This window comes from Cytobacillus sp. FSL W8-0315 (assembly GCF_038002905.1).
In the GTDB taxonomy this organism is placed as follows: domain Bacteria; phylum Bacillota; class Bacilli; order Bacillales; family Cytobacillaceae; genus Cytobacillus; species Cytobacillus pseudoceanisediminis.
This window is the reverse complement of record NZ_JBBOOC010000001.1, coordinates 2,323,289-2,337,736: the sequence shown is the minus strand read 5'-3', so window position 1 is coordinate 2,337,736 and position 14,448 is coordinate 2,323,289. Positions and strand designations below refer to the sequence as shown.

The window sequence follows — 14,448 nt, the reverse complement described above, 5'->3', positions numbered from 1 at the left end:
TGCTATTGTACACGAATTTCCGTAAATTTCACATCGGATAAAAATTAAGAGAATACGATGAAATTAGTTTAATTTGTTTATAAAATCATAGGTCTTCGGAGCATTCACACTTAATGATTTCCTGGATTCCCCGCCTGCAAAATACATGGCAAAAGCCTCAGCGAAATATTCTTCAGGGAAGGATAGAAAATAGTTTTGACCCGGGAACAATTTAGCTTTCTCAGCTTTCCAGACAGAGAGAAACTTCTGATTAAATCGGATGCCATTGTAAACATAGCGATCAACAGAATGGGCAAGTTCATGAAGTTCCAGGTTAATGGATCCATGGCCTTTCCCCTTCTCACTGTAGCCTATTTTAACAAGGACTGTTTTTGCCCCGCCAATCCCCGGGACATCGTCCCAAGTGGTACCCCCTGTATAGCCGCGGGGAATTACCCCTTCAAGGTGCTGGGCTGTAGGATTATCAGTAAGCTTTCCTACGAATAATTTCACCCTGATATCTTCATCCTCTATTTTGGTCAGCAGGGAGGCTGGCAGATTATCCACCCGGGAAATCATTTCTGCAGCCTCCCCCTCATCAAAAGGTTCGAGCGGCAATATAAAAATGCCGCCAAGCTGTCGTGGAGATTTTAAACTGAGAAACTCTTTAAGCTGGGAGGAATTCGGATAATCTTTTAGTTTGATCCCGCCCATGGCAGCCTGAGAGTTCCCCAGCAGTGCAAGGGAAACCATCATGATTGTAAATGTCAGTGCCATTTTGCGCATTTTAAAAGCCCCTTCTGCTAATCTAAGATGTATAATTTACGGGCAACAGAGCTCTTTGAAGTGTCTAAGCTGTGGAACTGCCTGAATGGAGAAAAAATTTTTAACCGTTCTGTTAATCTATTAAAATTATAACATACGAATGAAGAAGTTGAAGGAAACAAATGATGGGAAAATTAAATGAAAATTCAAAAAGGGCCCGAATAAATTCGGGCCCTGCCAATGAATATCTTTATTAAGAATATGAACGCACAACATCTGATAGGCCTGGAGAAGCCGTTCCAGTGCCAACTGCAGCAAACTTCCAATCGCCTCCATGGCGATAAATCTCACCGACAATTAAACTAGTTTTTCCGCTGTAATCATCTGTAAGATTATATTTAATCAATTCTTGATTATTTCCAGAGTTAACGACACGGATGAATGCATTCTGAATCATGCCAAAATGCTGCTTTCTTTTTACACTATCATAGATATTTACAACAAAAACCATTTTGTGAACGTGTGCCGGCACTCTGCTTAAATCAACCATTACCTGCTCGTCGTCTCCATCTCCCGCTCCGGTAAGATTGTCCCCGGAATGCTGTACACTTCCATCGCTGCTTTTTAAATTACCGAAATATATAACATCTTTATTACTCTTAAGCTTTCCATTTTCACCAAGCATGATAACAGAAGCATCGCAGTCGATATTTGCACCGCCGCCGCCTCCGAATAAAGATCCCAGAAGACCGCCGCCTCCGCTTTTTTGTACTGGATCCCAGCCTAATCCTACCATAATTTTAGATAATCCGGGATTTCCTTTAGTTAAGTCAACACGCTGGCCTTTTTGAAGATTTATTGCCATATCAATTCCACCTCATCAATTATTTATATATTATTTTAAAATGAGCAGCTGCCTAACCCTGCTGCTTCATTTTTTTAAAATTGTCCTGCAGCTGTTCCAGTCTCCTGGTTCCTTCTTGCCGTAAACGCTTGTTTTCTTCTTCTATTGATTTTGTCTCCTGCATACCTTTCATGATGATATTCCAGGATTCCTCAATGGTTTCTATCTTAATGCTCGGACCGCCTGCCAATCTTGCGATATCAGCGCTTTGATTAGAAATATTCTGGGCATTGCGCACAAGCATTTCATTTGTTCGTCTGTCCAGCTCGCTCATTGAATCTGCAACAAGTTTTTGTCTCTTTGCTGCCACTGCCTGAATCAGGCCATTCTTAAAAATTGGAATCGTAGTAACGAATGCAGAATTAATCTTCCCGATCAGCTTAGTATTGCCTCGCTGCAGCAGCCGGATTTGCGGTGCAGTTTGAAGGGCAACCATTTTAGCCATTTCAAGATCATAGACTCTTTGCTCCAGCAGTTCGATGGCATTTCTTAACGTATCCAGCTGCATCGAAGCCATTTGATCCCCCTGGGCCGCCCTTTCTTCCAGCTGAGGAAGCTGATGGGCTTTTAAATCGTCGGCTTTCAGCTGTCCTGCCACAGCATATTTTTCGAGCGTCAGATAGTACTGATAATTTTGCTCATACATTTGTTCAAGCATGGATGTGGAATCAACCATTTCACTTTGGTATTTGGAAATTTCAACATAAACCTTATCAATTTCCGCGCCCATTGTCTGATATTTCCCGAAAAGCTTTTCAATCATCTTTTCACCGCGCTTGAAAAGCTTGCCAAAGATCCCTTTTGATCCCTGCTCGAAATCCTTCTTGTCAAATTTATCCATAATTCTGCCGAGCTGCTTTAAAAGCTCACCTGAATCTTCAACCCTGGTTGTTCTCATGTTGCTCAGTATCTGATCGGAAAAGCGGGAAATCTGGACTGCAGGCTCTTTACCGAATTCAAGTATTTGAATTTGGTCCTTCTCATCGATGGACCTGGCCAAATTTTGCACCTCAGGCTCCTGCCTTAAAGCAAGCTTAATTTCTGATACCTTATTTTCGGTTAATTTGTCATCCTGCACCTGGGCTGTTAAATTCAAATCTGTTGCGTTAGTCGGATTCATTTTCAATCACCCTTTAAATTTTTTAATATTCCTTGAAAGAGAACCTTCTTTAGAAAAGATGGTTCCTTAAATTCCTGTTCAAAAACAACATCCTCAAGCCAATGGACATCATATAAATCTTCCTCAATGAAGTTTTCAATGTCGTTATGGCCCGGCGGATTATACAATACAATATCCAGTCCAAACTGATTAAGCAGCAAAAGAAGAGCGGCATCCGATCTTACCATCGTCCCGTTCAGCTCGTTGTTATAGAGGATAATTTTAGGGACTTCCTGCGAATAATCAAATTGCTGCATTAATTTTAGAATGCTCGGCGGAATTTGCAGGCTTTGGCTAAATAGATAAATCTTCAATTCATCTTCCGCTTCACCGGAAAGCGGCTTTATACGCGGACGTTCACACATATTTCTAATCGCCATTGCAATTCCATTTTGCAGGCCGCCAGGAAGCTGCTGATACCTCCAATAGTGCCCTGCAATGATTTTTTCAGGATCAAGCTTTCCTTCCCTGTCAAGTGCATTCCGATAATGGAACCGAAAATCATTGTTGACGCTATTTGTAAAAGGAAATCTCCTTATCAGCAAACTTTCATCATACTGGCTGATTGTATGTATTCGATCCCAGTATTCCTTGCGGTTCCTGCTTACACCCTGGATTTTTGAAAATACGGAAGGTATCATGACCCTTCCTTCTTTCACCTCGAAGTTTGGGCGGATCATGGCTTTCTCTTTAATTAAAATAAAGAGCTCATCATAAGTGGTTTTCAAAGTAACAGAGGAAGGAGTATAATCCCGCAGCTGCCAAGGCTTATAAAGTCCTGATCCCTCATGGTTAAGGATGGTTTCTATTTCCCTGGATGCTCTATAGGCAACTGTAGCACTCCTTCTTCTCTTTTCTTGCGGAAAAGGCTCTGGCTTTTTCTTTTCAGGGTAATGATGGACAAAAGATTCCTGACCAACCGGCCCCATTTTTGCCGGAAGATCTTCCCCTGAAGGAGAAAAATAAAGAATATCGCACCCGATTTGAATTAAGTAATACAAAAAATAAAAATGACTCTTTTTCCCATTACCGTACCATAGGATTTTTGGCATGGCCCTTTTAGGGTCAATATCTTTAAGTTCTGTGCCCAAATGGTTAGTGGACCACTTAATCACATCTACAAGCACTCTTCGGATATCCTGGTTTTTTAATCCGGCTGGTTCATGTTCAGAAAAAAGTTTCAGCATACTGATCATCGCTTCTCTAATCTTCCTGTGCATAGAAGGTGAGGATGATTTAAGCAGCAGCTGTTCCCCATCAAGGAAAGCAGCAAAGCGGTTTATGGATAAATCCTGTTCCTGGTTAATGTTCAGGACTTTTTGTATCGCCTGGAACTGCTGATTATTAATGGTTTTATCCAGATGTTCTTCACTCAAAAGAAGCAGCCCTGCATTCTCTGTGTGAATAAGGTCAAAAAGACGATTATAATATTCATCTTCATCAAGCGGAACTCCGAGAAACCTGGCAACCATCTGGCCAATATGCAAAGTTTGCTGTTCCTCTCTGTAACTGACACGCTCGTGATTAGGCTTTGTTAAGTGTGAGGTCCAATTCTCATGTGTAATCTTTATAATGTGATTTTTAATTTGACTGTACGACAAGTTCAATTTATATCCCTTCCCTCTATGAGCGAAAGATGCATTCTTATCATTTCATTCAAAAATGGCGTTTCAGTTCCCGGATAATGACACGGGAAAAAATATGTAAACTTATTACCATCATATCATAGGAATACAGCCTATTTCTAAAATGGTTAACTTTCTTTACGATTTAACAGGAAGAAAGTTTCATTTCAGCCGTATTTTCATAGCTGAATAACCTCAAATGAACTTTTTCACCATTATTCCTGTCCCCGCATAAATTGGAGTACTCTGTGAAAGGAAGGTGAATCAGTATGAGGCTGCTTTTTCGAAGAGTGAGATATCAGGGGATTGATCATGATCTGGATATGATCAGGAATATTTTATGTTCCAGTTCTTTTGTTTTTACAGACATCTTTTTCTTGTCATTAATCCTTGCAGTCTTCACTTTTGTTAGTTACCAGTCTATTGCCATCAGCAGCTTAATCTTTACAGGATGCTATACGTTTTGCATCTGTTTATTTATCGCTTTAAAAAAATGGCTGAGGGACCAGCCGGACTAAACTCTTTCTTTAATATTATTTAAAACATCATTAAGAATTTCTTCCCCGGCTGCTGCCCCTATATTATTAGAAATCAAGTAAGGATGTGAGAGGGCTGGATTAGCTGCCAGCTCACCATGGTTTGGGACATATGGGAAATCGCAGAACTTTAAGAAATCATGGTCCAGAACTGAATCACCTGCTCCGAAAACAATTTTTATTTCTTCCCGATTCTTAATAAATTTTACTGCCTCGCCTTTACAGATGGGATTCGGCATAAAATACAGTTTTCTCCCCTGAAGGGATATTCTCCACCCATAAGACTCAGTCAGCCTTACTATTTCCTCTTTGGCTGCTGTTGTAATATGTTCATTCAGAATATAGTAAAAGAAAAGATTTTCAGCGGTTTTTATTTTTCCGTTCAGTTCCAGAGATTGTGATCTGTCCATCATTTCCTCAAGCAATGCACACTCTGCCTTTAGACGCTTTCGTACTATGCCGGACCACTCCTCAAGAGGCTTTCCATGATAATGGATATTTGCGCCATTCGATGTGACAGTGTACGGAATATTAAGTTGGTCATCCTGAAAAATTAAAATGCGCTTATATTGTTCGTAAGTTCTCGTTGTAACAGGCACAAAGAGCATTTGAGCGGATACCCTTTTCAGCATCAAGAGCGCCTCGTTCGTCATAAAGGCCACTTCCCTGCCATCTTTACGCTCAACCCCAATTAAATTTTTTTCTCCTGTCTGACCAAAATCAGCTAGTGCTTTATTTGAGTAGATCAATGTCCTGTCCAGGTCTGAAGCAAACATCCTCATTATTCTTCTCCCGTCTTTTTAATTAATCCACAGCATGTGTAGCTCATATCAGGATAATGAATAATCTCGACATTTCTCTCCCGGGCAAGCATCACAATATGGCGAACATATGGGCTTTTAGGGTCTCTCATCAGAATTTTCCATGGAAGCCTTCTCAGAAGAACCCTGGTGGTTTCTCCGACTCCCGGCTTTACAAAGTTAATAGATTCAATTTTAAATTCCTCTTGTATTCTCTGAACTTCTTTCATTCCTTTAAAACATGCTTCCCCAGGGTTTTCCATAATCTTGGCCGCAAGTTCAGCTGCTTCCTGTTTAATAGCCGAGAACTCTTCTGTAATCGCTGAGAGATAATGGTTTGAAACATCTGCTTCCTCCAGCTCCCTATAGTATTTGGCGCCATGGTAATCTTCCGGCCCAATTAAGGATTCATTTAATACTGTTCTGCTGACCAATCCTGAAACAGTAGAATTGAGGCAGGCACTTGGAATCAGAAAGTCCTCCCTTGTTCCATAAAGTGTTGTGCAAAATCCTGGATCTGCAAGAACAGCCAAAGTGTCATCGAGAAGAACACCATAATGTTCATGGAATTGTCTGCTGGCCTTGGTTAATTCAACAGAAATAGCCCCTTTGCCTGTCCATCCATCCACAAACTGAATATTGCAGCCAGGATGTGAGTTTAAGATATGCTTTATCGCATTTTCGTCGATCCCCCGGTCCCTGATAATGGAAATGCTGTAATGCGGCAATCTTACTCCATATACTTCATAAAGATACCGTTTTATTAGAATACCGACAGGCGTCCCTGCTCTGGCCAGGGAAACTAAAACCGCATTTTCTCCTTTTTTCTTCCAAATTTGTTCAGAAACCACTCCTGTGGACAATGCTGTTTTTCGTTTGTATTCATCAAGTGTTTCCCAAAACAGGGAAAGGTAATTTTCAGGAGGCTGGTATTCAATAGGAAGTGTTTCACTATAATGCTGACCGGACTGAATGTTTTTTTCCCTTTGCTCAATGGATCCTTCAAGTGAATATCTGCTTAAATCCTTCAGTAAAAATACAACGTCATCTTTACTATATGAACCAAATTTTTCCGCAATTCTATTCATTTGTTTCACCCCCATTAAAGCAAACTATTTTTATATTCTTTATATATTTCTTTAATTGATTGATAAAAGGCATAAGTGAATCTTTTTCCGGCTCTCTTTCGAAAAATAGGAATAGTTCTTCATAATAGTCCTCTGGAATGTTATAAACAAATTGTGCCATTTCAGGGTTTTCAGGGTTTTGAAAGGAAATGCCGTATTTGGCTCCATATTCATTATCACTACTTACAAATATGGGACTGCGTGTTGTTGAGTGGAATTTTACGCCTTCCCCCATTAATGAGGCAAGTTTCATAGGGATATACATAAACTCCCCTGTTCCAAGACATAGCGTATTCCTGCCATCCCGTTTACCTGATAGGTATTGGCCGATCTCAGCTAATGACACACTTAATCTGGCTTGGCGTTTTGCATCCAGCCCGAAACGGCCAGAATCTTTTAAATAAGGAATAGTTTTGACTTCACCCCTTAGAGCAGCAGAAGGCTCATTCACCGGGCTTAATAGTTCAGGGAATTCATTATTTATATGAATATAGGAAATTAGCCCATCATTTCCTTTCAGTTCATCCGATGACTGACTTTCATGCACTTCAGGGGAACCCTTAACGTCGATCTCCCCTTTTAGAAGAGACACACTGTGAATAATAATGCCCAATTCTTTTTCAAGATCATCAAACAGAATCTGGTTTTTTAGGGAACGCCAATCCAGAATGGAGACGACTGTATAAATCTTTCTGGGAAATCGTTCATGAATGGATCGGATGATATTAATAGCTGTTTTTCCTGTTGTCATTTCATCATCAACAAGAATGATCTCTCTCTTATTATCCAAAAGGCTTTCATTTGTGTAACACCTGTGGGAAGTAGCATGGGAATGTTCTTCTTCAAATGTTATGACAGAATTCCTATCAATCAGCTGCTCTCTTGTTGTGTGAAAGTAATCGGCACGTTTAAATGATTGAAAGAAAGCATGCCCAAGTGCCGTTGCTGTTTCGGCAAAACCGATAATGACAGGGTTATGTTCTTCATGAATAAAAGGGCTGCTGTTTATGACGCCTGAGCCGTTTTTAAAAGCAGATAGAAGCTCAGCGGCCTTTCCTGTGTCTACGTTCTTTACCTTTTCCATATAACGGCTTGCAAGCAGTTCCCCTGTCAGGAGTCCGATTTGCGGATTAATCGGAATATGTTTTCCGAGTACTTTGCTGACAAATAAAAAGGATCTTTTTTTATTTATTCTTGCGGCCATGACAAACAAATCTTCAGGCGCAAGCTCATAAGGGTTATCGGTTATCTGAATATCAACGGTTAATGAGTTGAGTATCTGAATTGAATATTTCGTTTTTGAGTAGGTCAATGTATGTGATCTCATCCTGCAGCACCCCGTATACTTCTGATTTTAATAATATTTTTTTAGCCCAATATAAATGGGGTTTAATTTCATTCATTTTGTTTTGGTAATCGCTTTTCATAACCCCTATTTTTCCGCCGGCCTGACCGGCGATGCTCTGTGCATCCAAATACTCTTCAAGGGTGACAGTATTCAATGCCTGTACGGGCCTGATATGGGTTGGATGGATAATGGTTTTTCCAGTTAAGCCATTTGATATATCCATCGCGATTTCTCTAATTAATCCGTCCATATGCCGGTCAATCAAGTCCGTCCTCATTTTGAGCCCATCCTGCCCAAGACGTTCCCTGAATGGAGTCTGCCTGATTTGAGGCTTCAGAAGACGCTCCTTTGAGGAGAAGTATTCCCATACCGGGCCTGAGATGACATATGGCTGATCGGAACGCAAAAATATATTAATGATATCTGAGATACAATCTCTGATAACAGCAATATCATATACAGTAGTATCTGAGTTTCTGCGAATTCCATATAGCCCGCTAAAATCAGTGGCACCAATCCGCACATTCAAAATCAGTTCAGAATGCTGGTCCAAAACCTTCTTAATGCCGATTAATTCATCAAGCCTTGTTTCTTTTTGAATGATTTCTTTAGTTTCCAGAATCGGCATGGCATATAAACAATAACCATAAGAATTAAGCTTTTTAATTTCAGCTAAAATTTTGCATCCTTCAGCCGGAGAGAACTTTGGCAGGACAAAACCAGTGAGAAGATGCATGCCATTGGGGATTCTGTTTTTGAGTCTAATAAGCTGTTCATAGCTTCTGATACGCACGAAGAGCAAAGGGAGATCTTCTTCGTCACAAAGCCCCTTCGCAAGGTCCGAGCTCAAATTCTCCAATTCCAAAGACAGCAGGTCTTCTGCCTGTTCCACTTCATCATCACCAATTGCATCTTCAAGGCATATGACCATGGATGTAAGGCCTGCATGCTTTTTTGAGAGCAGATCCTGATGAATATTAGGCCTTGTAGCCGGCATATACAAAGTTGCTCCAAGTGCATATGCTAAAAGATCCCTGCCTGACCTCTTGTTAAAATGGCCCGGCTTTTTGTAAAATACCTGATTTAATTTTTTATCCGGGAGATCGGAAAATAGTCTCATTTTTGCAGCTCCATTCCTTCACACAAATACTACTTTCTTCCTTTTTCGTCCAAAAAAGATAAAAATAAAAGGGAGCGGACAAGTGTCTGTTCCCTTTTAAACGTTGAGCAATTAGATATTTAAGTTCAGCCCTGATCTGCAGCTTCCTTTTTTGCATTCTTAGCATGAACAATAAATGTAATAGCAAACACGATAACCAATACAATAAAGAAGTAAATATGGTCAATATGAATTCCAGCCGCGCTGGCAATCATCTTAGCAGAAATAAGAAGGATCAGAATATATGAGCTGGTTTCCAGTTCAGGCACCCTGTCAATCAGCTTTAAGAATACTCCCGCTACACCACGCATCATGATAATTCCAAGCATGCCTCCAATTAACAGCACCCAGATTTCCTGACTCACTCCAAGCGCAGCCAATATACTGTCTATTGAAAAAGCAATATCCATTAATTCAACTGCAATGACTGTTCCCCAGAAAGTACCGAAAAGGCGAATTAATAAGCCTTTCTGATTAATCCCTTCTATTGCCTCTTCATCACCTTCTTGCTCAGCTTTGCGCTTATCAATAAAATACTTGATTGCAAGCCAGGCTAAATAGGCTGCACCCAATACCTTAATATACCAGAATTCAATTAAGAATACACCGATTCCAATGGCAATAAACCTGAAGAAATAAGCACCTAACAGACCATAAAAAAGTGCTTTCTTGCGCTGTTTTTCCGGTAGATGTTTTACCATTACAGCAAGTACGAGTGCATTATCAGCAGACAATAAGCCTTCTAAAATGACAAGTGTCCCTATCAGTGCCCAGCTTTCCGGCTTTGATAAAGCTTCAGCCCACATTTCCCAGTTAAAAAACTGGGAATATGTATGCATAATAGATTCTAAGATTTCCATTCTAATTTATTCCCCCCGGATGATGACTATTTTATTCATATAAAAGACCCGGCATTGCCGAGCCTTATAAAAAAATATACCTCTTATTTATCCAACCTGTAAACCAAAATCTTTTGCCAGTGCAGCCAGTCCGCCCTGATATCCGCTTCCAATCGCACTGAATTTCCATTCTCCGTTATGTCTGTATAGTTCTCCAACTACAAGTGCAGTTTCAATAGAGAAATCTTCCCCCAGGTCATAGCGGATCAATTCTTCGCCTGTATCTTCATTAAGGATTCTTACATAGGAATTTGATACCTGTCCAAAGTTCTGATTGCGTGCTTCTCCGTCATGAATTGTGATTGTGAACGTAATACGCTGGATGTTTGCAGGCACATTAGCAAGGTCAATTTTCACCTGCTCGTCATCTCCAGCTCCTTCTCCTGTACGGTTATCTCCAGTATGTACAACGGAACCATTAGCACCAGTTGTATTGTTATAAAAAACAAAGTCGCTTTCAGAAGTTACCTTCCCAGTGTCTCCGAGGAGGAATACAGAAGAATCCAAATCGAAGTCAGTTCCGCCATCGTATTTATTCGTGTCCCACCCAAGTCCGACTATTACCTTAGTCATACCCGGGTTTGTTTTTGTTAAGTCAACTTTTTGTCCTTTTGATAAGCTTACTGCCATTTCAACTCAAACCTCCATTATGTAGAATAAATGTATTTACGCTATAAATCATGAAAAGTTTCATAATCCATAAAAATATTTTTTCATATTCCAGGATTTATTTCAATCTTTAAGTCATCCATTTCGGCGGAGTGTTTTTATTCCAGTAAATTGATCCAAGTTCATGATGGGCCTGAAAATTATCATGGTGTGTATGATAGTGAAAATTAAACCAGTATCCCTGCTGAGGAGGATGGTCCCTTCTTACATGGAAGCGAATGACATCTTCATTCGCCTTGCTATTGGTGATATGGAAGATTTTTTCCGACAATCCGCCCCCCGGAGTTTCTGTAACCTTTAAGTTAGCAAGGCTTTCTTCGGGAAATTGCACCGCCACCTCGTGGATGGCTTTCTCAATATTTGGAAGTATCACCTCGTTAAACTCATCTTCAATAACAGGGCCTATCTTTGCGCCAAACTTCTCATATGATTGTGCCTCAGCTTCTATAAGCATTTGCCTGATAAAGTCATCCTTATCAAAATTAGTATCTTCCTCTTCAGCAAGTTCTGCACTGTTTTCCGAGTTTTCCACATCAGAAGCTCTAGAGGCTTTTAACTGGCTGGTATTTTCATATAGAAAAGCCTGAGAAGGTGTGACGAGGCCAAATGTTAAAATGGTAACAAGTACAACAAAGGATTTTCTCAGCCAATTCGGCATGTTTTTTCGCCTTCCTTTCTGCTAAGCAAGGATTTTCTTAAATATGCCGCTTTTTTCAATATTTGCGGCAGCTTGCTTTAATACATCTTCGGGCTGAACAAGTGCAATCCGAACATATCCCTCACCCCATTGGCCAAAGGCACTTCCAGGGGTTACGACTACGCCGGCGCGGTTAATCAAGTCAACCGCAAAATTCCGGGAGGAGCTGTATCCATTTGGAACCTCTGCCCACAAGAACATTGACCCCTCCGGCTTGCTGATATCCCACCCGATATTTTTCAGCTCTTTTAATAATACATCTCTTCTTTTTCTATATGTTTCTCTCAAGTCCTGCAAAAAAGAGGACTGATCATTCAATGCTTTCACTGCAGCTGACTGCACCGGCAAGAATACCCCATAATCCAAATTGGATTTGAAGTTGGCCAGCAGCGCAATAAGCTGCTGATTACCGGCAGCATATGCCACCCTGCATCCTGCCATATTAAAGCTTTTTGATAGTGAATTCATTTCAATCCCTACATCCATTGCCCCTGTAACAGACAAAAAACTTAGAGGTCTCTTCTCATAATAAAGTTCTGAATAAGCAAAATCATGCAATACAGCAAAGCCGTACTTCTTTGCCAGATGGATCACCTGAAGAAAAAACTCTTCTGTCGCCATTGCAGGAACGGGATTGCCGGGGAAATTCAGAATCATTAATTTCGTGTTTGCGAGTATTTCATCAGGGATTTCATCAAAATCCGGCAGGAAGCTACTGTCCTTTTTTAAGGGCATGCCGTACATCTTTGCCCCGGCCAATGCTGCACCTGCAGCATAAGCAGTATATCCCGGGTCCGGGACTAGGATATACTCTCCAGGGTTGCATAGAACCATCGGCAAATGAACCAGCCCGTCCTGGGAACCCATTAAAAGCAGCACCTCTGAAGATTCAAGATTCACTTCAAAATTTCGTTTATAATAGCTGCAGACTGCAGTATGAAATTCATTTGTACCTGTTAACGAGTACCCATATGATTCTGGTTCCCGGGTTCCTCTTGCTAACTCCTCCATAACAAAAGCGGGAGGGGGCAAATCAGGGCTGCCAATGCTCAAATCAATCACCGGAAATCCGTCTGAAAGTTTCGAATTCTTAATTTGGGACAATTCAGCAAACACACTTTCCGGAAAAGAAGCCATTCTTTTTGAAATAGGAAATTCCATAGTATCCTTCCTCGCTATGTATCTCAATTCTATTTTTCTATTATACTTCTTTTCGAACCAAATTTAAATTGATTTCATGTATCGTTAAAAAGAACAATAGATATATAGTGAAAAATATATTTGCCGGATTATAAATCAGCAAAGCGGGAATAATAAGAACAAATCGTTTTCTTCAAGCCGAGGAGAATAAAAAGGGGGAAATTCAAATGGATTGGTCTGTATTCTTTGTTATTGCAAGCCTTTTGCTGATGGCTTACTTTGTTTATCTGGCCATCGCAGATTAAATAAGAAGGTGCCTGGTATTCAGGCACTTTTTCTTATTTTTCAATTACCCCAAAATGAAATTTCGATGACTTTCTTTCAATTACTTTGAAGCCATATCGGTCAAACCTTGAACTTCTAAAGTGATCCTTCAGAACCACTCTCTGTCTGGCTGCTCTTTTTGCATGAAAAATAACTTCCTCTGACAGGTCCTCATAAACAGCAAAGTTCCTCAGTGCTTTAATCCCCTCTGACTCAAGGATTTTTTCTTCAAACATGGGATCAAAATATACAACGTCATAACTGTCCGGGGGCAATTTTTTCAAATAAGGAAGGGCCATTGACGACTCCACCTTTATTCTTCTCATTGCCTGATTCATACTATCAAGCCCGGAGTCCCATTGTCTAAGGCCATTCGCCACCAGGAAGGAAAGATATTTATTTCCTTCCAGCCCTGTAACTTTGCCTTTACTCCCTGCTGCATAACTGGCTGTTATGCTGTCCGAGGCCAGTCCAAGGGTACAATCTAGAATACTGCTGCCTTCTTTAAGCCCCGCAGCCTGAAGAAAAGGATCACCCTCTCCTTTTAGGAGACGCTTTACTCTGAACATCGCTGAACTGGGATGAAAGAAAAATGGCTGGCTTTCACCTATCGGAAAAAGCTCCAAACGTTCTTTTCCAACTACTATGCAGTCTTCAGGAACTTGTTTTTGGATCATTCCTACAGACCTTTTATTCCTGCTGATATATTCTGCACCCAATTGTTCGGCAATTTTTTTTGCTTTTTCTTTCATTGCTTCATTGGTGCGTCCGGCAGTTGTAATAATCATTGTGTTCACCTGAATTTCTTAATTTTGCTATAAAAAAAGGGTGCCAGCAGACACCCCGTTTTGTTTAATCTTTATATTCTCAGCAATTCGCCTCAAAAGCCGCAAGAAGATTTTCCATGATCGCTTCCATGGAATGGTCTTCAATATCATGGCGGTGAATGAAGTGCACAACTTCCTTCCCTTTTAAAACAGCCATAGAAGGAGATGAAGGCTCATATCCATCAAAGTACTCGCGCATTTTAGCTGTTGCTTCTTTATCCTGTCCTGCAAACACCGTCACTAAATGATCAGGTTTCTTTTCACTGCGTAAGACGGCCTGTGTAGCTGCCGGCCGAGCCAGTCCAGCAGCACAGCCGCAAACTGAATTGACAACAACAAGAGCTGTTCCTTCAAGACCTTCCATAAACTGCTCTACATCTTCTGAAGCCGTCAGCTCTTTAAAACCAGCCTGTACAAGCTCCTCACGCATCGGCTTGACCATTTGTTTCATATATTCTTCATATGCCATAGACATAAAATTGCCTCCTCC

General features: G+C 40.7%; 15 protein-coding genes. 1 reads left to right on the top strand and 14 read right to left on the bottom strand.

What is annotated here, in order from left to right:
* Window positions 1-63: 63 nt before the first annotated feature.
* The 4 genes from MKY20_RS12000 to MKY20_RS11985 all read right to left on the bottom strand — a co-directional run bounded on the left by MKY20_RS12000 (window position 64) and on the right by MKY20_RS11985 (window position 4,408).
* Complete coding sequence (locus MKY20_RS12000) at window positions 64-765, bottom strand: anthrax toxin lethal factor-related metalloendopeptidase (RefSeq protein WP_019379716.1); 702 nt, start codon at window positions 763-765, stop codon at window positions 64-66.
* Between the two features lie 232 nt (window positions 766-997).
* Window positions 998-1,609 (bottom strand): TerD family protein, encoded by a 612-nt coding sequence (locus MKY20_RS11995; RefSeq protein WP_019379717.1) that lies wholly within the window; start codon window positions 1,607-1,609, stop codon window positions 998-1,000.
* 52 nt (window positions 1,610-1,661) lie between these two features.
* Window positions 1,662-2,768, bottom strand: coding sequence for a toxic anion resistance protein (locus MKY20_RS11990; RefSeq protein ID WP_341001198.1), 1,107 nt, complete (start codon window positions 2,766-2,768; stop codon window positions 1,662-1,664).
* A gap of 2 nt (window positions 2,769-2,770) precedes the next feature.
* Window positions 2,771-4,408, bottom strand: a complete 1,638-nt coding sequence (locus MKY20_RS11985; RefSeq protein ID WP_445293101.1) for a YceG family protein — start codon at window positions 4,406-4,408, stop codon at window positions 2,771-2,773.
* A gap of 293 nt (window positions 4,409-4,701) precedes the next feature.
* Between MKY20_RS11985 and MKY20_RS11980 the strand changes: the two genes are divergently transcribed.
* The gene (locus tag MKY20_RS11980) at window positions 4,702-4,950 is read left to right on the top strand and encodes a hypothetical protein (RefSeq protein ID WP_217034202.1); all 249 of its coding nucleotides are present in this window, start codon (window positions 4,702-4,704) and stop codon (window positions 4,948-4,950) included.
* Here the strand turns inward: MKY20_RS11980 and MKY20_RS11975 are convergent.
* The 10 genes from MKY20_RS11975 to MKY20_RS11930 form a co-directional block, all read right to left on the bottom strand.
* Window positions 4,947-5,750, bottom strand: a complete 804-nt coding sequence (locus tag MKY20_RS11975) for an HAD family hydrolase (protein ID WP_341001195.1) — start codon at window positions 5,748-5,750, stop codon at window positions 4,947-4,949. The two genes, MKY20_RS11980 and MKY20_RS11975, sit on opposite strands and share 4 nt — an antisense overlap.
* Window positions 5,750-6,856 (bottom strand): cysteine protease StiP family protein, encoded by a 1,107-nt coding sequence (locus MKY20_RS11970; protein ID WP_341001194.1) that lies wholly within the window; start codon window positions 6,854-6,856, stop codon window positions 5,750-5,752. Before MKY20_RS11970 ends, MKY20_RS11975 begins: the two co-directional genes overlap by 1 nt.
* Entirely contained in the window at window positions 6,849-8,222 is a 1,374-nt protein-coding gene (locus MKY20_RS11965) for a phosphoribosyltransferase family protein (RefSeq protein ID WP_341001192.1), read from the bottom strand. The genes MKY20_RS11970 and MKY20_RS11965 overlap by 8 nt, the downstream gene beginning before the upstream one ends.
* Window positions 8,152-9,363 (bottom strand): HpcH/HpaI aldolase/citrate lyase family protein, encoded by a 1,212-nt coding sequence (locus MKY20_RS11960; protein ID WP_341001190.1) that lies wholly within the window; start codon window positions 9,361-9,363, stop codon window positions 8,152-8,154. The genes MKY20_RS11965 and MKY20_RS11960 overlap by 71 nt, the downstream gene beginning before the upstream one ends.
* Before the next feature lie 125 nt (window positions 9,364-9,488).
* Entirely contained in the window at window positions 9,489-10,262 is a 774-nt protein-coding gene (locus tag MKY20_RS11955) for a TerC family protein (protein WP_341001188.1), read from the bottom strand.
* An 87-nt stretch (window positions 10,263-10,349) separates the two neighbouring features.
* A complete protein-coding gene (locus tag MKY20_RS11950) occupies window positions 10,350-10,931 on the bottom strand; it encodes a TerD family protein (protein ID WP_009332632.1) in 582 nt (193 codons plus the stop codon).
* Window positions 10,932-11,040: 109 nt separating this feature from the next.
* Window positions 11,041-11,628, bottom strand: a complete 588-nt coding sequence (locus MKY20_RS11945; protein WP_019379726.1) for a YpjP family protein — start codon at window positions 11,626-11,628, stop codon at window positions 11,041-11,043.
* 21 nt (window positions 11,629-11,649) lie between these two features.
* On the bottom strand, window positions 11,650-12,828 hold the full coding sequence (locus MKY20_RS11940) for an LL-diaminopimelate aminotransferase (protein WP_071157258.1): 1,179 nt from the start codon (window positions 12,826-12,828) through the stop codon (window positions 11,650-11,652).
* Window positions 12,829-13,145: 317 nt separating this feature from the next.
* Complete coding sequence (locus tag MKY20_RS11935; protein ID WP_009332635.1) at window positions 13,146-13,919, bottom strand: class I SAM-dependent methyltransferase; 774 nt, start codon at window positions 13,917-13,919, stop codon at window positions 13,146-13,148.
* Window positions 13,920-13,998: 79 nt separating this feature from the next.
* Complete coding sequence (locus MKY20_RS11930) at window positions 13,999-14,433, bottom strand: BrxA/BrxB family bacilliredoxin (protein ID WP_009332636.1); 435 nt, start codon at window positions 14,431-14,433, stop codon at window positions 13,999-14,001.
* Between the last annotated feature and the right edge of the window lie 15 nt (window positions 14,434-14,448).